Annotated in this window: 18 protein-coding genes and 1 tRNA gene; 12 read left to right on the forward strand and 7 right to left on the reverse strand. The window is 60.7% G+C overall.

Annotated features, from left to right (window positions below):
* Positions 1-149 precede the first annotated feature (149 nt).
* The 4 genes from gcvH to N645_RS0113380 all read right to left on the reverse strand — a co-directional run bounded on the left by gcvH (position 150) and on the right by N645_RS0113380 (position 4641).
* Positions 150-545 carry a glycine cleavage system protein GcvH gene (gene gcvH / locus N645_RS0113365; RefSeq protein WP_024462023.1) on the reverse strand — a complete coding sequence of 132 codons (396 nt, stop codon included), beginning with the start codon at positions 543-545 and terminating at the stop codon, positions 150-152.
* A 32-nt stretch (positions 546-577) separates the two neighbouring features.
* Positions 578-1681 carry a glycine cleavage system aminomethyltransferase GcvT gene (gcvT, locus tag N645_RS0113370; RefSeq protein ID WP_024462024.1) on the reverse strand — a complete coding sequence of 368 codons (1104 nt, stop codon included), beginning with the start codon at positions 1679-1681 and terminating at the stop codon, positions 578-580.
* 116 nt (positions 1682-1797) lie between these two features.
* Entirely contained in the window at positions 1798-3501 is a 1704-nt protein-coding gene (locus tag N645_RS0113375) for an iron ABC transporter permease (protein WP_202960801.1), read from the reverse strand.
* A gap of 90 nt (positions 3502-3591) precedes the next feature.
* The gene (locus tag N645_RS0113380) at positions 3592-4641 is read right to left on the reverse strand and encodes a Fe(3+) ABC transporter substrate-binding protein (protein ID WP_036161387.1); all 1050 of its coding nucleotides are present in this window, start codon (positions 4639-4641) and stop codon (positions 3592-3594) included.
* Between the two features lie 222 nt (positions 4642-4863).
* Between N645_RS0113380 and N645_RS0113385 the strand changes: the two genes are divergently transcribed.
* The 12 genes from N645_RS0113385 (at position 4864) to N645_RS0113440 (ending at position 16801) form a co-directional block, all read left to right on the forward strand.
* Positions 4864-7068 (forward strand): AsmA family protein, encoded by a 2205-nt coding sequence (locus N645_RS0113385; RefSeq protein ID WP_024462027.1) that lies wholly within the window; start codon positions 4864-4866, stop codon positions 7066-7068.
* A 49-nt stretch (positions 7069-7117) separates the two neighbouring features.
* Positions 7118-8191: an A/G-specific adenine glycosylase gene (mutY, locus tag N645_RS0113390; protein ID WP_024462028.1), complete on the forward strand. Its 1074-nt coding sequence runs from the start codon at positions 7118-7120 to the stop codon at positions 8189-8191.
* Positions 8192-8209: 18 nt separating this feature from the next.
* Positions 8210-10081: a glycoside hydrolase family 2 protein gene (locus N645_RS0113395; RefSeq protein ID WP_081666144.1), complete on the forward strand. Its 1872-nt coding sequence runs from the start codon at positions 8210-8212 to the stop codon at positions 10079-10081.
* 37 nt (positions 10082-10118) lie between these two features.
* Entirely contained in the window at positions 10119-10406 is a 288-nt protein-coding gene (locus N645_RS0113400) for an oxidative damage protection protein (protein ID WP_024462030.1), read from the forward strand.
* A gap of 12 nt (positions 10407-10418) precedes the next feature.
* Complete coding sequence (locus N645_RS0113405) at positions 10419-11336, forward strand: lipid kinase (RefSeq protein ID WP_024462031.1); 918 nt, start codon at positions 10419-10421, stop codon at positions 11334-11336.
* Positions 11333-11785 carry a hypothetical protein gene (locus N645_RS0113410; protein WP_024462032.1) on the forward strand — a complete coding sequence of 151 codons (453 nt, stop codon included), beginning with the start codon at positions 11333-11335 and terminating at the stop codon, positions 11783-11785. Before N645_RS0113405 ends, N645_RS0113410 begins: the two co-directional genes overlap by 4 nt.
* A 111-nt stretch (positions 11786-11896) precedes the next feature.
* Positions 11897-11972 (forward strand) — tRNA-Phe (locus tag N645_RS0113415).
* A gap of 586 nt (positions 11973-12558) precedes the next feature.
* Complete coding sequence (locus N645_RS0113420) at positions 12559-12765, forward strand: cold-shock protein (RefSeq protein ID WP_024462033.1); 207 nt, start codon at positions 12559-12561, stop codon at positions 12763-12765.
* A 166-nt stretch (positions 12766-12931) separates the two neighbouring features.
* Positions 12932-13822: a mechanosensitive ion channel domain-containing protein gene (locus N645_RS0113425; RefSeq protein WP_024462034.1), complete on the forward strand. Its 891-nt coding sequence runs from the start codon at positions 12932-12934 to the stop codon at positions 13820-13822.
* A 65-nt stretch (positions 13823-13887) separates the two neighbouring features.
* Positions 13888-15021, forward strand: a complete 1134-nt coding sequence (locus tag N645_RS0113430; RefSeq protein WP_024462035.1) for a helix-turn-helix transcriptional regulator — start codon at positions 13888-13890, stop codon at positions 15019-15021.
* A complete protein-coding gene (locus N645_RS17560) occupies positions 15018-15890 on the forward strand; it encodes an alpha/beta fold hydrolase (RefSeq protein ID WP_024462036.1) in 873 nt (290 codons plus the stop codon). The genes N645_RS0113430 and N645_RS17560 overlap by 4 nt, the downstream gene beginning before the upstream one ends.
* Before the next feature lie 101 nt (positions 15891-15991).
* Positions 15992-16801 (forward strand): RimK family alpha-L-glutamate ligase, encoded by an 810-nt coding sequence (locus tag N645_RS0113440; RefSeq protein WP_024462037.1) that lies wholly within the window; start codon positions 15992-15994, stop codon positions 16799-16801.
* A 12-nt stretch (positions 16802-16813) separates the two neighbouring features.
* Here the strand turns inward: N645_RS0113440 and N645_RS0113445 are convergent, their stop codons facing one another.
* The 3 genes from N645_RS0113445 to nirB all read right to left on the reverse strand — a co-directional run bounded on the left by N645_RS0113445 (position 16814) and on the right by nirB (position 20543).
* Positions 16814-17458: a flavin reductase family protein gene (locus N645_RS0113445; protein WP_036161390.1), complete on the reverse strand. Its 645-nt coding sequence runs from the start codon at positions 17456-17458 to the stop codon at positions 16814-16816.
* Between the two features lie 144 nt (positions 17459-17602).
* Positions 17603-17956 (reverse strand): nitrite reductase small subunit NirD, encoded by a 354-nt coding sequence (gene nirD / locus N645_RS0113450; protein WP_024462039.1) that lies wholly within the window; start codon positions 17954-17956, stop codon positions 17603-17605.
* A gap of 43 nt (positions 17957-17999) precedes the next feature.
* Positions 18000-20543 (reverse strand): nitrite reductase large subunit NirB, encoded by a 2544-nt coding sequence (gene nirB, locus N645_RS0113455; protein ID WP_024462040.1) that lies wholly within the window; start codon positions 20541-20543, stop codon positions 18000-18002.
* Positions 20544-20578: the final 35 nt, after the last annotated feature.

The raw sequence follows: 20578 nt of genomic DNA on the forward strand, positions 1-20578 counted from the left end.
CACCCACAACCGTGCGGACACCCAAAAAACTTGCGTAGGGCGGATAAGGGCAAAGCCCGCATCCGCCGTAACTGAACCCAACGCCCCACCAAACAAAAAAACGGCACCCTCGGGCGCCGTTTTTTTATGCATGCTTCGCAGGCTTTTTCTTAAGCCCCTTCACTCTCCACCGCATTCCGATACCCATCGGCATCCAGAGCATCGTCCAGCTCCGAGGTGTCGGTCGGTTGCACGCGGAAGAACCAACCATCGTCGTAGGGCGAGCCGTTCACGGTTTCCGGTGAATCTTCCAGCGCGTCATTGATGGCGATCACTTCGCCACTGACCGGCGAGTAAATGTCCGAGGCGGCCTTCACCGATTCCACCACGCCGGCTTCCTCGCCCTTGCTGACGGTGCTGCCCACTTCCGGCAGTTCCACAAACACCACATCACCCAGGCTGTCCTGGGCGTGATCGCTGATGCCGATGGTGACGGTGCCATCTTCTTCCAGCCGTGCCCACTCGTGGCTGGGCAGGTATTTCAGTTCGTTGCGAATCTCGCTCATGGCTCGCTTTCCTGTGGTCAGTTGAATAAAAATTAAATGAGGGCTTTGCCGTTGCGGACAAACGCCGGTTTGGTGACCGACACGGTCACCCACTTGCCGCGCAGTTCCACTTCGCACTGCTCGCCCACCTCGATGGGCACCCGGGCCAGGGCAATGCTGTGGCCCAGGGTCGGGGAGAAACTGCCGCTGGTGGTGATGCCTTCGCGCTCACTTCCGGAAACGCGGACTCGCTGACCGGCGCGCAGTACACCGCGCGCGGTCATACTCAGGCCCACCAACTTGTCCTGCACACCGGCCGCCTTTTGGTCGGTCAGCGCCTGACGGCCGACAAAGTCCCGCTGCTCCGGTATCCAGGCGATGGTCCAGCCCATATTGGCCACCAGCGGCGAGGTCTGCTCATCCATTTCGTGACCGTACAGGTTCATGCCCGCTTCCAGGCGCAGGGTGTCCCGCGCGCCCAGGCCGCAGGGCGCTACCCCGGCCTCAGCCAGGGCTTTCCATAGGGCTTCCGCCTGCTCGCCGGGCAACACGATTTCCAGTCCGTCTTCACCGGTATAGCCGGTTCGGCCGATAAACCAGTCGTCCGCCTCATAGGCCTGAAAGAGGCTCAGTTGTTCAATGCCTTCGGCGTACTGGGGCAACACTTGAGTCACCCGGGCAATCGCCTCGGGGCCCTGAACCGCAATCATCGCCAGGTGAGGGCGCTCATCGATTTCGACATCGTAATCCTGACCGACCTCGCGCATCCAGGCCAGGTCTTTCTCCCGGGTGGCACAGTTCACCACCAGGCGATAGTGACCCTCGCGCAGGAAGTGCCCCTCCCGATTGTAGACAATCAGATCGTCCACCACGGCACCCTCGTGATTGAGCATACCGCTGTACAGCGCCTTGCCGGGCTTGCCGTCGAGCTTGGCCACATCGTTGGCCAGCAGGTACTGCAGGTAGGGTTTGGCGTGGGTGCCGCAGACGTCCACCACGGTCATGTGGGACACATCGAACATGCCGGCGGCCCGCCGCACCTGGTGGTGCTCTTCCATTTGCGAGCCGTAGTTCAGCGGCATGTCCCAGCCGCCAAAATCAACGATTTTCCCACCCATGGCGACATGGGTGTCATACAAAGGGGTGCGGTTGCCCATAGTGTGCTGGTCCAGAACGTGGGATCGGGCGGAAGCTGTAGCTCCCGTAAGACCGGTAAAAGGCCGCTATTTTAGCGGCCCGGGGGCGTTTTAACCAGTGGTGACTCGTTGGCCGGTCAGGGTTTCGGGCCGGAACCGGAGCTGATGGTGGTAGCGGTGCGCGCTGGCAGCCGACTCTGGCGGATCATCAACATCACGGGCGCGATACTCAGGATCACCAGGGTCAGGGCCGGAAGGGCGGCCCGGCGCCACTGGCCCTCGCCGGTGAGCTCGTAAATGCGCACCGCCAGGGTGTCCCAGCCGAAGGGGCGCAACAGCAGGGTGGCGGGCATCTCTTTCATGGTGTCCACCAGAACCAGCAGCGCCGCGGTCAGTAATCCGGGCGTCAGCAGAGGCAGATACACCCGAAGCAATACCCGCCACTGATTGGCGCCCAGGCTGTGGGCGGCCTCCTGGTAACTGGGGCGAATGCGCTCCAGGCTCGACTGCACCGGGCCAAACGCCACCGAGAAAAAGCGGATGGCGTAGGCGAGAATCAGTGCCAGCAGGGTGCCCACCAACAACTGTTGGGTCTCCAGGCCCAGCAATGCCTGGACGCGGTTGATGATTTCCCGGTCGATAAACGCAAAACCGATCATGATACCCACCGCCAGCACCGAGCCGGGCAGGGCGTAGCCCAGGCTGGCCAGGCGCACCGCGCCACTGACCTGATGCTTGCCCAGCAGGCGCTGGCCGTAGGCCACCAGCAACGCGAGCAGGGTGGTGGCCAGCGCTGCGACACCGCCGAGAATGAAGGTGTGGCGAATCAGGCTCCAGTAGCGGCTGTCCAGGGCGGCGGCGCCTTCGCTCCAGGTCCACAGGGCCAGCTGGCCAATGGGGATGGCAAAGGCCACCACAAACACCGTGATGCAGTAGCCGCTGGCCAGCCAGGCCTGGACGCCCTTGAGAGGGTAGCGCTGGGTTTCCCGGCGCGGAGTCTGGTGGAAGCGGCTGCGGCCCCGGCCCTTCTGTTCGGCGAATAACGCCAGGGCGACAAACAGTAACAGGAGCGAGGCAAGCTGGGCGGCGGCGGTCAGGTTGAAAAAACCAAACCAGGACTTGTAGATGGCGGTGGTGAAGGTGTCGTAATTGAACACTGCCACCGCGCCAAAATCCGCCAGAGTTTCCATCAGCGCCAGGGAAATGCCCACCGCAATAGCGGGGCGGGCCATGGGCAGGGCGACCCGCCAGAAGGCACCCCAGGGGCCTTCGCCGAGCAGCCGCGCGGCGTCGGTCAGGCCACGGCCCTGGGCGATAAAGGCACTGCGGGCGAGCATGTAGACATAGGGGTAGAGAACGCAGGTCATGATGAACACGACCCCGAGTGGGCCTCGGACCGGCAGGAAGGCGACGTCCGGGCCGAGCCAGGCGCGCCAGAGGCTCTGAATGGGCCCCGCGTAATCGGTGACCGCCAGGAACACAAAGGCGACCACATAGGTGGGTACCGCCAGGGGCAGCATGAGTGCCCAATCCAGCCAGCGTCGGCCGGGAAAGTCACAGACCGCCACCAGCCAGGCGAGACTGACGCCTAGCAGTAGCGTCCAGAGCCCGACCCCCACCACCAGAATCAGGGTGTTTTCCAGTAGCCTTCCGAGCTGGGTCTGAATCAGGTGCTGCCAGATATCCGTCTGCGCATCCCCCCAGCTCAGGACGATCACACTCACCGGCATCAGCACCAGTACCGCCATGAACCAGACGGGCAGGTGCCACAGGCGGGCCTGCCAGTAATGGCGGCGGCGTTCGCGCTGAATCACGCTGTGAGTCATGGCTGGATTGGTCAATCGAGGACCCTGAAGCACGGGTTTAAAAACAACAACGGGAGCCGGCCCGGTCAGGCCGACTCCCGATACGACGGTACCTGCGGGTACCGATTACCGATAGCCGGCGCGATCCATCAACTTGATGGCATCGCTCTGCAGGCGACCGGCGGATTCTACATTGACCGAGTCCGCTTTGAAATCGCCCCAGGCAGCGACGAAGTCAGAGGGCTCGACGCTACCGTTGGCGGGGTACTCCTGATTGGCCTCGGCAAATTGCTCCTGGGCTTCCGGGCTGGACAGCCACTCGAGCAGTGCCTGAGCCGCTTCGGGCTGTTTGGCGTGCTTGGTCAGGCCCGCGCCGGAGACGTTGACATGCACCCCGCGACCGTCCTGGTTGGGCCAGAAGATGGCCAGTTTCACCTCCGGATTCTCTTTCTGAAGGCGGCCGAAGTAATAGGTGTTTACCAGGGTGACATCACACTGACCCGCCAGCACCGCTTCCATGGCCGAGGTGTCGTTGGAGTGCGGAGCGGTGGCCAGGTTGTCCACCCAGCCGGAAACGATCTCTTCCGTTGCCTCTTCTCCCAGGGTGTTGATCATGGTAGCGACCAGAGACTGGTTGTATACCTTCTTGGCGGTACGCAGGCACAGGCGGCCCTGCCATTGATCATCGGCCAGCGCCTCGTAGGTGCTCAGCTCGCTGGGGTCAACCCGCTCGGTGGAGTAGACAATGGTGCGAGCACGCACCGACAGGCCGAACCAGTCGTTGTTGTCCGCCTGCAGATGGTCGGGAATATTGCGCTCCAGCACCTCTGACTCAACCGGCTGGAACAGGCCTTCCTGGGAGGCCTGCCAGAGGTTGCCCGCATCCACGGTCAGCAGCAGGTCCGCCGGGGTATTGCTGCCTTCGGCCTTCAGCCGCTGGATCAGGGCACCGGCGCTGTCGGTAATGAAGCGGACCTTCACGCCGGTTTCCTCGGTGTAGCGCTCGAAAATCGGCTGGATCAGGTGTTCGGCGCGGGCCGAATACACCGTGACGGTGGGTTTGGCCTCGGTCTGCTCGGCCTGGCCTTGTTCGCCGGAGTCGCTGCAGGCGGCCAGTAACAGGCCGGTGGTTCCAGCCAGCAGGCCGCCAATCAAAGTGCGGGTCAGTTGTTTCATAAAGAAGCCACCTAATGTGCAGAGAATGCTGTTATACAAACAGGAAGTGTAACGCCGCATAAGATGATAAGTATTCTTATTTACAGAAGCAAACGCTTTCTTAACGTTTTTATACCGCGGTTGCGACGTTGAGACGTCTACACTTGGGCTGATTTCGCTTTGGGCTTACACTGAGCCCTTTTCCACCACAATTTCCGCCATAGTGCGACAGGGGAGTGCCGGGTGAAACTGTTAAGACGTCTGCTCAAGGTTCTGGTAGCGCTGGTGTTGTTGATTGTGATCGCCGCAGTCGCACTGGTGTTCGTCTTCGATCCCAATATGTTCAAGCCGCGCCTTGAGAGCCTCGCCCGGGAACAGGGGGTGGAGCTGGAAATCAACGGCAACCTGGGCTGGCAGCTGTGGCCCGCCCTGGGGGTGGAGGTCAACGACATCCGGGTCGCCGCGGTGGGCGCACCGGATGACGCCATTGCGGAATTGAACCAGGCCAGCTTGCGCCTGGCCATTCGCCCGCTGTTGCAGGGCGACGTGTCCGTGCACCATATTCTGATTGATGGTGCGGCGCTGGACCTGATCGTGGACGAGCAGGGGCAGGGCAATTGGGAAGCACTGTTACCAGAGGAGGGTGCTTCGGAGCAGCCCGCGCCGGAATCCGCGACCGCCAGTGAAGCCGAGTCCGGCGAGGCACTGCAACTGGCCGTGGAGCAGATCACCCTGAGCAATGCCTCACTGCACTATCGGGACCTCGGAACCGGGCAGGACCTGATCCTGTCGCCCCTGAATTTCGGTATTACCGGGTTCAACCTGCAGGGCCAACCGTTCAGTCTTGCGCTGGGCTGGGAGGCGTCCATTGAAGACCCGGCCACGCTCGGCAATGAACCACTGGCGGTGGCGGGAGAACTCGATGGGCGGATTACCCTGGCCCGGGACTTCTCCCGGTTGGAGCTGAGCAACGGCCGTTTGCGGGTCGAGCTGGCCCGGGCCGGCGCCTCCGACGATATACGCCTGACCGTCAACGCCAGCGTGGACGAGCTGCTGACAAGCCCGCGCTATCAGAGCGATCTGACCCTGGAGCCGTTCAGCCCGAAAGCGCTGATGGCGGTTCTGTCCCTGCCGGCACCAGAGATGGCGGATCCGCAGGCCCTGTCCCGGGTTGCGGTGAGCGCCCGGGTCGAGGGCACCACCGAGCAGGTATCGGTCGATCCGCTGCGACTGGAATTGGATGAGACCACCATTGAAGGGCGGGCGGCGATCACCGATCTGTCGCAAATGGCTCTGAATGTCGCACTGACCGGTGACCGGATCAATATCGACCATTACCTGCCGCCTCCGTCCGAGGAAGCGGTGGAGGAAGAAACCGGGAGCACCGGAGACGAGCCCCTGATCCCGCTCGAGCTGATCCGCTCACTGGATGTCGCCTTTGGTCTGGATTTCGGCGCCCTGACGGTCAAGGACCTGGAAATGCAGGACCTGAGCGTGCGCCTGCTGGCCCGCGACGGCGTGGTCAATCTGGAACGGGCCACGCTCAACGCCTACGAGGGCCGGCTCGACGCCAATGCCCGCCTGGACGGTACCGGTGAAACAGCAGTGGTGGATCTGGTAGCGGACCTGAGCGGGCTGGAACTCGGACCGCTGCTGACCGCCCTGGAATTGGACGAAAAGCTGCAGCTGACCGGCGCATTGAACGCCGATGTGGCCGCGGATACCCGGGGCCTGACCATGAATGAACTCACCTCGGCGCTGGATGCGCAGGCCGCCTTCTCCGGCGCTCAAGTGCGGCTCGCGCCGCTGAACGTCGAGCAGAAGTTCTGCGAAATCGTCAACCGGGTGACTCAGGCGCAAGCCGATCCGCAGAAAGCCTGGGCGGACTACACCGAAATGAAAGCCCTGTCCGGCAAAGTTACCATCCAGGACCAGGTGATTCGCCTGGAATCCCTGCAGGCCGGAGTGGAGCGTCTGACCTTGGGGGCCCAGGGGAAACTGGACATGAAACAGGCGCTGTACGACTTTACCCTGCCCATGCGCCTGGGCAGCGAGAGCACCAGTGAAGGGGGCTGTCAGGTCACCAGCAATTACTGGCTGGACCGGAGCCTGTCGCTGCTGCGCTGCCGGGGTTCACTGAATGACCTCAACCCGCTCGGCGACTGTGGGCTCGACAGCGACGGAGTGCAGTCCCTGATCAAGGACTTCGCCGCTTACAAACTCAAAGAGCAACACGGCGAGCGCATTGAAGCGGAAAAGGCCCGCGCCCAGCAAAAAGTGGACGAGGAGAAAGCCCGCGCCCGGGAGAAGCTCGATGAGGAAAAACGCGAGCTTGAAGACCGGGTACGCGAGCGCCTGCTTGGTGGCGACGATGAAGAGGCGACCGATGAGTCCGACGAGTCCGAACCGAGTGCGGAAGAGCGGCTGAAAGATCTGTTCCGCCGCTGATGGTCGCGACGGTGTGTGTAGTACCCGACTGAAGTGAAACGAGCCGTAAATGAGTGATACCCCCTTTGCCCGTGCCGTGCTGCGCTGGTTTGATCGTCACGGGCGCAAGCATCTGCCTTGGCAGCAGAATATCAATGCCTACCGGGTCTGGTTGTCGGAGATCATGCTCCAGCAGACCCAGGTGACCACGGTCATTCCCTATTTCGAACGATTCATGGAGCGCTTTCCCACGGTCGAGGCACTGGCTGAGGCCCCCGTGGATGAAGTGCTGCACCTGTGGACCGGACTGGGCTACTACGCCCGGGCGCGAAACCTGCACCGCTGCGCCCAGCAGGTGGTGAGCGAACATAGCGGTGCTTTCCCGCGCCGTGTCGAGGCGCTGAGCGATCTGCCCGGTATTGGCCGGTCCACCGCCGGCGCCATTGCCAGTATTGCCTATGGTGAACACGCGGCGATTCTCGATGGCAACGTCAAACGGGTGCTGGCCCGTCACTATGCGGTACCCGGCTGGCCGGGCCAGACCGCGGTGCAGAATGCCCTCTGGGAGTACGCCGAGGTCAATACGCCAAAACGTCGGGTGGGGGATTACACCCAGGCCATGATGGATCTGGGGGCGACCCTGTGCACCCGCACCCGCCCGCAGTGCGACCAGTGCCCGGTGAATGACAGCTGCATCGCCCGGGACCAGGGTAATCCCACCGATTATCCGGGCAAGAAACCGAAAAAAGACAAACCGGTCAAAGCCGTGCAGTTCCTGATGTTGCGCAACCCTGCGGGAGATATACTGTTGCAGCAGCGCCCACCCCAGGGCATCTGGGGTGGCCTCTGGGGGTTCCCGGAGCTGGCGCGGGAGGAAGACGCCCAGGTTCATGTGCAGGACCACTATGGCGAAGTCGTCGATCGGGAAATCTGGGACAGCTATCGGCACACCTTCAGCCATTATCACCTGGATATCACCCCCGTGCTGTTGCAGCTGGCGCGGGAGCCGGACAGGGTGGGCGAGCGGGCTCAGACCTGGTATCGGCTCGATCGGCCCGAAGCACTGGGGTTGGCCGCGCCGGTCAAAAAGCTGTTACAGCAATTGGCGGAGCTGGACCCGCGCGCCCTGACTGCGGCGGAATAAATACCACAGGAGATTCAGATGAAAACGATAATAATGACCGCCTTGAGCACCCTGCTTGGGCTGACATCGCTGGCGGCATCGGCAACGGAATTTCAGCCCTTTCAGACCTACACCCGCCCGGCCCTGCCGTTGAACGGGGAGTGGAAAATCATCGTCGACCCCTATGAGAACGGCTATTACAACTATCGCTACGAGCCGTTTGACCAGATGGACAATCCGCCGCGCAGTGCCTATTTTCGCGATGCCAAACCGCGCCACTCCGGCGAACTGATCGAATATGACTTTGACGCCTCCGAGAGCCTGACTGTGCCGGGGGACTGGAATACCCAGAAAGAAAAACTGTATTACTACGAAGGCTCCATCTGGTATCGCAAACTGTTCAATGCGCCCGCGACCGAAGGTAAGCAGCGCACGTTTCTGCATTTTGGTGCGGCCAACTATCGCGCCGATGTGTACCTCAATGGCGAAAAGCTCGGGCACCACGTCGGCGGTTTTACCCCGTTCTATTTTGAAACCACCGGCAAGCTGAAACCCCAGGGTAATTCCCTCGTCGTAAAGGTGGATAACAAACGCCAACGTGACGGCGTGCCCACTCTTAACACCGACTGGTGGAACTATGGCGGCATCACCCGCAGTGTGCGCCTGCTGGTGACTCCCGAAGTGTTCGTGCGGGATTACAAAATTCAGCTCAATGACCACAAAACCGGGGAGCTGTCCGGCTACGCGGTGGTCGATGGTGCCGGCGCCGGTCGGGAAGTGCGACTGACGTTACCGCAACTCAATATCGATGTTCGGGCCACCACCAACGCTGAGGGCGTTGCGACCTTTAGCGCTCGAGCCGTGGGGGCTCAACTTTGGTCGCCGGACAGCCCGCGTATGTATCAGGTCATCGTGCGCACGGGCAACGACCGGCTGGATGACGAAGTGGGGCTGCGCACCATTGAAGCTGAGGGCAAACAGTTACTGCTGAACGGCAAGCCGATCTTCCTGCGGGGGATTTCCCTGCACGAGGAATACGCCGTGGACGGCGGTGGTCGCGTCACCTCCGTGGAAGAAGCCCGCAAGCAGCTGCAGTGGGCGCGCGACCTGAATGCCAACTTTGTGCGCCTGGCACACTACCCGCACAACGAACACATTGTCCGTCTGGCCGACCAACTGGGCGTCATGCTCTGGTCGGAAATTCCGGTGTACTGGACCATCAACTGGGACAGTGAAGAAACCTACCAGAATGCCCAGGCGCAACTGGAAGAAATGATCGGACGGGACAAAAACCGCGCCTCGATCATTATCTGGTCACTGGCCAATGAAACGCCCGTGAGTGAGGCGCGCAATCGGTTCCTGACCCGTCTGGCCGACCGGGCCCGTTCCCTGGACAGTAGCCGCTTGATCAGCGCCGCCATGGAAAAGCACTACGACCCCGAGAATCCCGAGCGTGCCATCGTGGAGGATCCCCTGGCGGAGTTGATGGACATTGTCAGCTTCAATCAATACATCGGCTGGTACGATGGATTACACGAAAAAGCCGAGCGGGTCACTTGGCACATACCCTACGACAAGCCGGTGTTTATCAGCGAGTTCGGCGCCGGTGCCAAGCAGGGCCTACAGGGCGATTCCAACACTCTCTGGACCGAGGCCTATCAGGCCGAGTTGTACCGCAAAACCCTGGCCATGCTCGACAAGATCGATGGTTTTGTCGGTACCTCACCCTGGATTCTGGCGGATTTCCGCTCGCCGCGTCGTGCGCTGCCGGGAGTTCAGGACGACTTCAACCGCAAGGGCCTGCTGTCCGAAACCGGCGTACCCAAGGAGGCCTTTGGCGTGCTCCGCGAATACTATCGCCAGCGCGCTCTGGAGCGGGTCACTGTGGAAAAGGCCGAACAGAGTGAGTAGTATCCCGGCCACATTGAAGGCTTAGGAGGCACGCCGTATGTCCCGCACCGTATTCTGTCGCAAGTACCAACGTGAGCTGGAGGGCCTGGAGCGTCCTCCACTGCCCGGCCCCAAAGGGCAGGACATCTATGACAACATCTCCCGCCAGGCCTGGCAGGAGTGGCTGGCGCATCAGACCATGCTGATCAATGAAAAGCATCTGAATCTGATGGACATGGGTTCGCGTACTTACCTCAGTGAGCAAATGGACAAGTTTCTCTCCGGGGACGATTACGACAAGGCCGAGGGCTACGTCCCACCCAGTGACACCGACGGCGCATCCTGACGGACGCCCCCGATGGCCAGCGCCATTCGCACCCTGCTGATCATCAACCCTGGTAGCCGTCGGGGTTCCGAGGCGACGCTCGATGAAGGCGTAGAGCGCCTGCGCAGCGCCGGGTTTGAGGTCGAGGTCTATCTGTCCGAGGGGCCGGAGCAAAGCCGCCGGGCGGTGCGCGAGCGTCGCGAGCAACTGGAGCTGGTCATCATGGCCGGAGGCGATGGCACCATCAGCTCCATGGCCCAGACCCTGTATGAATGCCAACTGTCGCTGGCGATTCTGCCGCTCGGTACCGCCAACGACCTCGCCCGAACCTTGGGGGTCCCTCAGGAGTTGAACGCCGCCTTTGACGTCATTGCCGCCAACCCGCGCCGCCGGATCGACCTGGGCGTGGTCAACGACCAGTATTTTTTCAATGTGGCGAACCTTGGCCTGGGGGTGCAGGTCACAGAAGAGCTGACCGACGAGGTCAAGAAACAGTGGGGCGTGTTCAGCTATCTCAAAGCGTTCTTTGCCGCGCTGCTGCGCCGCCGTCAGTTCCGCGTCCGACTGACCGTCGATGGCCAGCGCCAGAAACTGCGCTCCATCCAACTGGCGGTGGGCAACGGCCGTTACTACGGTGGCGGTAACGTGGTCCGGGATTGCGCCAGTATCGATGATGGCCTGTTATCGCTATACAGCGTGCGTCCTTTGGGCGTCTGGGAGCTTCTGACGCTGGCACCGCTGCTGCGCGAAGGCCAGTATGACCTGGACCACCGGGTCGTGACCGCGCGGGGTCAGCGGATCGAGATAGAGACCCGTCCGACCGGTATGTCGATACACGCGGACGGCGAGCCGGTAACCGCCACGCCGGCACAGTTCCACTGCATCCCTGGTGCGCTGGAAGTGGTGGCGCCGGAGAACAATGCTTTTGAAACCGACAGGCCAATGCTATGAATCTGCTCAGAACCGATCTGCAAACCGCCCTGCAAAACCTGCACGTTGGGGTACAGGAAAGCGCGGACAACCTGCGCGACCTGGCGGAGTTCATTGACGATGATGACGTGGCGGCCCTGTTTTCAAGCCTGGCCGATGCCCGCGACAGTCTGTCCGACGGCTTGGCCGACGCCATCCGCACCGCCGGCGACCTGCCGGCGGCCCCGAACAGCGAAAAAGAAGCCGGTGAACACCTGATCCACCGCATCCGGGCCCTGTTCTCCGCGGACCAGACCGTCAGCCTGATTAGCCAGTGCCTGGAGGCGGAAGAACACCTGCATCAGGTACTGACCGACTGCGACGCCCTGAACCCCGAGGCGCCTTATCCCCACTGGCGGGAAAAAGTGAGTGCCCACTTGGACGAAAGCCGTGCTCAACTGGAGCAGTGCCTGAAAAAACACGGCGGTTAGGCATCAGTCCTCAGGAATTTGCCAACCCCTCTTGACTCATTGAGTCTGAAACGGTTTAATACGCGCCTCTTGTCGCCGAGCCCCCGGGGCTGGCAGACCAAGACAAGAAAAGCCCGGATAGCTCAGTCGGTAGAGCAGTGGATTGAAAATCCTCGTGTCGGTGGTTCGATTCCGCCTCCGGGCACCATACAAAAACCCCCGCCTGCAAAGGTGGGGGTTTTTTTATGGTGCCAGGTGGCTGGATGAGAGCCACCGCCTGGTTCGACAAAATTGTCTGGAACAATTTTGGACGCCCGAAGGGCGGGCCGAAGGCCGAGCCCCATGGATGGGGCGAGCATTCCGCCTCCGGGCACCATACTTTGAAAAAACCCCGTTAGCCCTTATGGCTGCGGGGTTTTTTATTACCTGAGGAGTGGCGAAATCGAACGCTCTTTATGGTGGTTCGATTGACTCGGGCCTTCCTGGCCCTCGCCCTTCGGGCAGCTGCGCTGTCAATCGCGGCTGTCCTGCCGCGCTTTCCGCCTCCGGGCACCATACAAAAACCCCCGCCTGCAAAGGTGGGGGTTTTTTTATGCCCTGGTATCCAAAAAGTCTTGACGCCGGCTGTAGAACAGATACTATGGGTCCTGCTAGAAAGCTTGTTTTATATTTATGCACAACCATTTCGATTCCTGCCTGTAGCAAGTCGTCCTGTCCGTCATAAGTAATAGCACCATTTCCAGCACAACCGACCCTCGGGTCATCTACATTTTTTGATTGATTAAGGTAAGACTATGTCTACAGTTACTGGTACCGTTAAGTGGTTCAACGAAGCAAAAGGTTTTGGTTTCATTGAGCAGGAGTCCGGTCCGGACGTTTTCGCTCACTTCAGCGCCATTCAGGGCACTGGCTTCAAAACCCTGGCCGAAGGCCAGAAAGTAAGCTTCACCGTGACTCAGGGCCAGAAAGGTCCTCAGGCGGAAAACATCCAGCCTATGTAAGCGATTGTCGCTTCGTTAGGTCGCTTGCCCCTCGAGGCAAGCAACGAGAAACGGCGCTCCTCGGGGCGCCGTTTTTTTATGCCCGGTGTTCATGGCTTTGCCGCCGGATTTGCTACACTGCGCCCATTACCGATGCCCGCGTCGGGCGTAAGATCAGGACACCACCATGCTGGAAACCATTGGTATCAACCCCGCCGAACTGGCCGCCTCGGAAACGTTGCTGAAGCTTTTGATCAGCACAGCGTTGCTGATTACCGTGGTGGTGGTGGTCCGGGCGCTGTCCGCCCGCTACATCCGCCGCAACGTCGCCTCCATGGAGTTGCGCCGCCGCTGGCTGGTGCACTCGCGTAACGGGTTGCTGCTGTTCATGCTGCTCGGGCTGATCATCATCTGGGGGGAGGAGCTGCGCACCCTGGCGCTGTCGGTGGTGGCCATCGCCGTGGCGTTTGTGGTGGCCACCAAGGAGCTGATTCTGTGTGTGACCGGCTCCATTCTCAAAGCCGGGGCCGGGTCCTTCAATATCGGGGACCGCATTCAGGTGAAAGACTTTCGCGGCGATGTGATCGACCAGAGCCTGCTGGCAACCACCATTCTGGAAGTGGGCCCGGGCAAACTGACCCACCAGCGCACCGGGCGGATGATCGTGATCCCCAACGCCCTGTTTGTGGCCGAGCCAGTGATCAACGAAAGCTACACCCACGACTATGTGCTGCATGTGTTCACCATCCCCTTCAAGCGCACCGCCAACTGGCAGGCTGCGCAACAGGCGCTGTTGGCCTCGGCCAATGTACACTGTGCGTCTTATCTGGCCGAGGCCAAGCGCTATCTCAAAAGACTGAACGAATATCGCGGCCTGGACGCCCCCTCGGTGGAGCCGCGTATAACCCTGCAAATGCCGAGCGCCGAAGAGGTTCACTTGGTGGTGCGTATCCCCGTGCTGACCGACCGTCGCAGCGCGATTGAGCAATCGATTCTGTCGGAGGTGTTCAGTCAGCAGGACTTCTCCGGTGCGAAAGAGAAGGCTCTGGAGCAGGAGGGCTCGGCGCCCACGGGATGAAACCCGCGACCGCCTGTGCTTTAATGAGGTGAAGCACACAGTTCTTTGACCCTCAGGAGTCGGCGGTGCCCCTTGCCAAATCCACAGCCCCGGACTTGCTCGAAAGCCTCTATGACGGCGCGATGAACCCGGAGCGCTGGCCCCGGTTTCTCGGACAATTGGCCGCCCGCTTTGACGGTGGAACCGCTTCCCTGCGCATTACCGATATCGAAAAACCATTGGTTTACACCTCGTTCACCCAGGGGTTTGATGCCGAAGCCAATCGGCGCTACATGGAAGAATCCGTGGCGGTTGACCTGTTTCGTGACGCGCTGTCGGCGGCGCCGTTGGGTACCACACTGGCCAGTCACGAGGTTGTGTCCGACCGGGAGTTTGAGCGCAGCGCGCACTATCAGTTGGTGTTTCGACCCAACGGGAACTTCTATGCCATGGGCGCCCAGTTCGAGCGCCAGGCCTCCCGGGCCGCGCATATCGGTGTTCACCGCCCCCGCCGTGCCGGGCCTTTCTCCCGCTCGGAACAGCGCGAGCTGGATATTTTTTACCCCCACCTGAAACGTGCCGCCCGCATGATGCAGTTAATGGGGGAGTTTGAAGTCGCGTTGGGGCAGGCGAGAGCCGCGCTGGATTGTCTGCCTTACGGAGTCTGGCTGATGGACCGGAAGAGGCGCTGTCAGTGGTTCAACGCTGTGGCGGAAGAGGCGATGCAGACGCATGTCTATGGCCTTGGGCTCAGCGGCGAACGGTTGCAGTTGCAGGATGCCATGGAAGAGTCCCGATGGCGGTCCGTCTCTGACCGGGTAAGCCGTGGTGAGAACAGCGCCGATGTGATGCCCCTCGGCCACTCCGGCGCCACACTGGTGGCCATGCAGTATCGTCGGCCTTGCGCCCGTGCCCTCATGGGGTCCGAGGAGGAAGCGTTGCTGGTGTTTCTGTTGGACCCGGAGCGACCGGTCAAGCCCAACGCCCAGCGGCTTCATACCCTCTATGGCCTGACCCAGGCGGAGATTCGTCTGCTGGGGGAATTGTTGCGCGGCTATGAGCTGTCCGAGATCAGCGCCTGCCTGAACCTGTCCATTCATACCGTTCGCGCCCAGTTGAAATCGGTCATGCGCAAGGTGGGCGTTACCCGCCAGGTGCAATTGATCCGCAAGCTGTTGATGGTGTGTGCGGCGTTGCCATCGGATGGAGGTGCACATTGACGATTGAAGGTTTTATCGACCGACCGGATGGGCGCCGCCTGCGTGTGCTGGAGCAGGGCGAATCCGACGCGCCGGCATGGCTTTATCTGCACGGGCTTCCGGGGTCGGCGGATGAGGCCTGGTTGCCCGGGACTGTGGCGGACCGGGTGCGTCTGCTATCTTTTGATCGGCCCGGTTATGGCGGGTCCACGACATGCTCCGAGTACACCCTGGCCATGCTCGCAGAGGATATTGGCGCGATTGCTGATGCGTATTCGGTGCCGACGATCCGCTTACTGGGTTTTTCGGCCGGCGGTCTGTTTGCCCTTGCCGCGGCCCGACTGCTCGGCGAGCGGGTGTCCCGGGTGGTATCCGTGGGCGCTCCGGCGCTGCACTGGTTGGATGATCCCGATCGGGAAGCGGCAGCACTGACCGCCGGCGCCTGGCAGGGGGCCCGGGATAATCCGGAGGAGCTTGCCGAAGCTCTTACCGCACTGACCCGAGACGGGGCGACTTTACAGGAAGCCATGCGTGACAGCCTTTCACCGGAAGATATCGCGATCATTGATCAGCCTGGCATAAGGCATCGGTTTGCGCAGACCATGGCTCAGGCTACCTGCCAGGGTGCGATCACGTCGGCGGCAGCCTTCGCCAGTGAACTGCAGTTGATGGTGTCACCCTGGCGCTATGAACTGGAGACGCTACCGGCATCGGTCAACTTTATCCATGGCGATAGCGATCAGTTGCTCACCGTGCGCCACCTGGAAGCTCTTCACCAGAGCTGTCCTCACAGTCGCGCCGTTATTTTGCCGGGAGAGGGGCATTACTCGCCCCTGCTGGGACCCGGTGCGTCGGCATTATGGACCGACTGGATTCTCGAAAACGCCTGACAACAAAAGCCTTGAGCGGCAATAAAATCGCTTGTCAAAAGCGACAGATTGAGGGCAAAATTCGCGCCTCCTGCGGCTCGCCGTTTCTTTGAGTCTTTGTCATGCGTTTCGCCAGTTTCGATGTGTTTCGCACCCTGGGGTTTCCCGATACCCGCCATTTCAAACCCGATCACCTGTTCCGCCATCAGTCCGAACTGAGTGCGGCTGAGTGGATATTGTTTCCCGAATACTGGCAGATCAATGCGTTGATCTATGGTATGGGCTGCCGGGTATTTCCCAGCCAGGCCAGCTATCTGTTGGGGCACAACAAAATTGAAATGACCCGGGCATTTCAGACCGTGGCGCCGGCCCATGTGCCGGTGACCCACATTCGCGCCAATACTCCGGACAATGCCGAGGAACTCTGGCAGGAGATGACTCACCCGTTTGTCGCCAAGCTCGCCAAAAGCAGTATGGGAGAGGGCGTGTGGTTGATCGAAGAGCGGGATCAATGGCGCGAGTATCTCGGCCGGACCGACACCCTCTATGTGCAGGAGTGGCTGCCCATCGATCGGGATGTGCGGGTGGTGGTGGTCGGGGATCAGGTGCTGGCGGCCTACTGGCGGCTACAATCCGGGTTCAGCTTCCACAATAATGTGGCGCGCGGCGGGAGTGTGGATTACAGCCTCGTGCCGGCGGTGGTGACCGACCTGGCGCTGTCGGTCGCCCGTAAGCTGGGGGTGGATCACGCCGGATTTGATATTGCTCTGGTGGGCGATCATCCCTATCTGCTGGAATTCAACCGCCTGTTCGGCAACCAGGGCATTCCGGGCGGTGGCCAGCGTCTGCGCGAGGCGATTCTGGGCTATCTGGAGCGTCAATCCGCGCAGAATGACGATCCCAGTCGACCGCCGGAGCCGGTAGCGGCATAACGGCGTGTTGGTTTATTCCAGCGCGCGTGTCGGCTCATCCGGCTTGGCGTAGGCCAGCCGCTCCAGGCGCTCGGTGCGATGGTAGCTGTCCAGCCCGGAAATGGTCACCGCGTCCAACGCTTCGATATCCACGTAGCCGTCCGGTTGAATCACATTCGGCTCCACATGCACTGCGATGATTTCACCGACAATAAAATCGGTGTTGTTGAACTCCAGGTGTTTGCACTCCAGCAGTTTCAAGCCGATCTTCAGGCGGCTCTCGTCGACATAGGGGGCCGGGTGATCTTCAAGATAGCTTGGTTTTAACCCGGTGGCATCGAATTCCGATTGCCCGCGCAGGTAGCGAGCGGAGGTCTGATGGGCCGGGCGGATCATGCCGCCATGCACCTGATTCAGAGTGTAGTAACCGGTGTCCAGAATATTTTCCACGCTGTGCCGCTCTACCGTACGCGGGCGCGTCACCATGCCCATCAGCGGTGGATTGGCCCCCAAATGGATGGCCGAGTTGACGATTGCCAAATTGGGGTGGCCGTCCTGATCCACGGTGCCGACCAGATTGGCGCTCTTGAAACCCGCCAGGGAGTTGATGAATTGCGCGCGGTAGCGCTGCTCCATCTGCTTGATGCTCGGGCGGTCAAAGTACAGGGAAGAAGTCATAGTCGCTCCACAATGGCTTGTGGAAACACTATACGACAAGGTGGGGGCAATGGGTCAAAAAAAGGGGGTGGTCGGGGCCACCCCAAAGGATCGACTTCATGAAGCAATGAAGAAGAAGGGGAAATGCTATTTGGCAGAAACGCGTCAGACCTGAATGCTGACCACGCCGTTTTCCACGCGAACCGGGTACACCGGTACCGAGTGGGCGTCGGACTCCAGGCACTCGCCGGTGCGTAGATCGTAGTGCTCCTTGTACAGCGGTGAGGCCACCACGGTGCGCTCGCCCAAGGAGCCGATAATGCCCCGGCTCAGGACGTTGGCTTTGCCAACCGGGTCGTAGTTGCCGATGGCAAAGACTTCATCGAGGGTCTTGCTGTAGAAAATTGCGACCTGCTTCTGATGGATCAGGGCGCACAGGCCGCTGTTGGGTTGCAGGTCGGCTTTGCTGCATACCTCAACCCAGGTCTGTTCCACTTTCTTGGCGACGGCGGTATTCATATTGATGTTCTCCTTAAAGGCAATCGGTCATTGAACACAAACTTCAGGAACGGATTTCCACCAACGGAATGCGGTTTTTGCGCTCCTCGTCGGTGGCGGGGCGACGCTGCCCGCGCTCGGCCACATAGGCGAGGTTGTCATCGATCTCGTCACTGTTGATAAAGTGGCGGAAGCGCTTGAGCTTTTCCGGATCTTCCAGCGTGGTTTTCCACTCGCATTGATAGTTGGCCAGGTTGCGGGTCATGTCATCTTCCAATTCCCGGCCGATGCTCAGCTTGTCTTCAATTACCACTTCTTTCAGGTAATCCAGACCGCCTTCCAGGTTCTCCATCCACACCGAGGTGCGCTGCAAGCGGTCGGCGGTGCGGATGTAGAACATCAGAATCCGGTCGATGTACTGAATCAGCGTGTCGTCGTCCAGGTCGGTGGCGAACAGGTCCGCGTGGCGCGGACGCATGCCGCCATTGCCGCACACGTACAGGTTCCAGCCTTTTTCCGTGGCAATCACGCCGATGTCCTTCGACTGGGCTTCGGCGCACTCGCGGGTACAGCCGGATACGGCAAACTTGATTTTGTGCGGCGCACGCAGGCCCTTGTAGCGGTTCTCGATGGCGATGGCCATATCCACGCTGTCCTGCACCCCGTATCGGCACCAGGTGCTGCCCACACAGGATTTCACCGTGCGCACGGATTTCCCGTAGGCGTGGCCGGTTTCAAAACCGGCGTCGATCAGTTTTTTCCAGATGATCGGCAACTGGTGCAATTGCGCACCGAACAGGTCCACCCGCTGACCACCGGTAATTTTGGTGTACAGGTTGAACTCCTTCGCGACCTCACCGAGCACGATCAGTTTTTCCGGGGTGATTTCGCCCCCGGCCACTCGGGGCACTACGGAGTAAGTGCCGTCCTTCTGCATATTGCCCAGATAAATGTCGTTGGTGTCCTGCAGGCCCAGGTGCTCTTCCTTCAGAACGTAATCGTTCCAGAAGGACGCGAGAATCGAACCGGCCGTAGGCTTACAGATATCGCAGCCCAGGCCCTTACCGTGACTCGCCAACAGCTCATCAAAGGTTTTGATCTGCTTGACGCGGACAATATCGGCCAGCTCCTGACGGCTGTACTCGAAGTGCTCGCACAGGTGGTTGTTCACCTCCACACCCAGGGCGCTCAGCTCGGCGTCCATCACCTGCTTGGTCAGTGCCGCGCAACCACCACAGCCGGTGGCGGCGCCGGTACAGGACTTGATGCCGCCCATATCGGTACAGCCATTCTGCACCGCTTCGCGAATCGAGCCTTTGGTGACATCGTGGCAGGAGCAGATCTGGGCCGTGTCGGGCAGGGCATCCACACCCATGCCCACCGGTGCCTCGCCGTCGGTGGCGGGCAGAATCAACTGCTCCGGTGAAGCGGGCAGGTCCATCCCGTTCACGCAGATCTGTTGCAGCGTGCCGTAGGCGTCGGTGTCGCCCACCAATACCGCGCCCAGTAGTTTCTTGCCGTCTTCGGAGACGATCAGGCGTTTGTACACTTCGGACACACCGTCGCTGTAGGTATAGCTCTGGGCGCCGGGTGTCATTGCCAGGGCATCGCCGACACTGCCCACGTCCACGCCGAGCAGCTTCAGCTTGGTGCTCATGTCGGCGCCGGTGAAGGATTGCTCGGCGCGGCCCTGAATATGCTCAACGGCAATTTTGGCCATCTGGTAACCCGGGGCCACCAGGCCGAAAATCTGGTTGTTCCACAGGGCACATTCGCCAATGGCGTAGACGTTGTCCGCCGAGGTCTGGCAGTGGTTATTGATGGCGATGCCGCCGCGTTCACCCATTGCCAGGCCCGCCTGCTTGGCGAGTTCATCCCGCGGGCGAATACCGGCGGAGAAAATCACCATATCGGTTTCCAGGTGTGAGCCATCGGCGAAGTTCATCCGGAAGCGGCACTCATCACCTTCGATAATTTCCTTGGTGTTCTTGCCGGTGTGCACACTTACACCCAGTTTTTCGATTTTCCGGCACAGCAGTTGGCCGCCGCCTTCATCCAACTGACGGGCCATCAGACCATTGGAAAATTCCAGCACGTGGGTTTTCAGCCCCAGGTTCTTGAGCGCATTGGCCGCTTCCAGGCCGAGCAGACCGCCGCCGATGACCGCGCCCACCTGACTGTTCTGGGCCGAGGCGGTAATGGCTTCCAGGTCTTCAATGGTGCGGTACACCAGGCAGTGATCCTGATCCCCACCGGGGATGGGGGGCACAAACGGATAGGAGCCCGTGGCCAACACCAGCTTGTCATAGGCCTCGGTACGGCCGCTCGCCGTGGTCACCGTCTGCTCGTCCGGCTGGATGCTCACCACCTTATCGTTCAGGGTGTACACCACGCCGCGCTCGCGGTAATCGTCCTCGGTGGTCAGCGCCAGATCCTCGACTGTGGAGCCGTCAAAGTAGCTGCTCAGCTTGACCCGGTCATAGGCCAGGCGCGGCTCTTCGGAAAAGGTGATGATCTCGTAATCACCGGCGTTCTCCACACTCAATAAAGTGTCGATAAACTTATGCCCGACCATGCCGTTGCCGACCACAATAATGCGCTGTTTCATAAAACCACTCCTGACTAAACTCAAAATTCTGATTC

It is taken from the genome of Marinimicrobium sp. LS-A18, from assembly GCF_000463525.1.
Taxonomy (GTDB): domain Bacteria; phylum Pseudomonadota; class Gammaproteobacteria; order Pseudomonadales; family Cellvibrionaceae; genus Marinimicrobium; species Marinimicrobium koreense.

Bases quoted from the DNA above. Each gene is read 5' to 3' on its own strand.
- gcvH (WP_024462023.1), bottom strand. From the start codon at position 545: ATGAGCGAGATTCGCAACGAACTGAAATACCTGCCCAGCCACGAGTGG.
- gcvT (WP_024462024.1), bottom strand. From the start codon at position 1,681: ATGGGCAACCGCACCCCTTTGTATGACACCCATGTCGCCATGGGTGGG.
- N645_RS0113380 (WP_036161387.1), bottom strand. From the start codon at position 4,641: ATGAAACAACTGACCCGCACTTTGATTGGCGGCCTGCTGGCTGGAACC.
- mutY (WP_024462028.1), top strand. From the start codon at position 7,118: ATGAGTGATACCCCCTTTGCCCGTGCCGTGCTGCGCTGGTTTGATCGT.
- N645_RS0113395 (WP_081666144.1), top strand. From the start codon at position 8,210: ATGAAAACGATAATAATGACCGCCTTGAGCACCCTGCTTGGGCTGACA.
- N645_RS0113400 (WP_024462030.1), top strand. From the start codon at position 10,119: ATGTCCCGCACCGTATTCTGTCGCAAGTACCAACGTGAGCTGGAGGGC.
- N645_RS0113405 (WP_024462031.1), top strand. From the start codon at position 10,419: ATGGCCAGCGCCATTCGCACCCTGCTGATCATCAACCCTGGTAGCCGT.
- N645_RS0113410 (WP_024462032.1), top strand. From the start codon at position 11,333: ATGAATCTGCTCAGAACCGATCTGCAAACCGCCCTGCAAAACCTGCAC.
- N645_RS0113420 (WP_024462033.1), top strand. From the start codon at position 12,559: ATGTCTACAGTTACTGGTACCGTTAAGTGGTTCAACGAAGCAAAAGGT.
- N645_RS0113425 (WP_024462034.1), top strand. From the start codon at position 12,932: ATGCTGGAAACCATTGGTATCAACCCCGCCGAACTGGCCGCCTCGGAA.
- N645_RS0113440 (WP_024462037.1), top strand. From the start codon at position 15,992: ATGCGTTTCGCCAGTTTCGATGTGTTTCGCACCCTGGGGTTTCCCGAT.
- N645_RS0113445 (WP_036161390.1), bottom strand. From the start codon at position 17,458: ATGACTTCTTCCCTGTACTTTGACCGCCCGAGCATCAAGCAGATGGAG.
- nirD (WP_024462039.1), bottom strand. From the start codon at position 17,956: ATGAATACCGCCGTCGCCAAGAAAGTGGAACAGACCTGGGTTGAGGTA.
- nirB (WP_024462040.1), bottom strand. From the start codon at position 20,543: ATGAAACAGCGCATTATTGTGGTCGGCAACGGCATGGTCGGGCATAAG.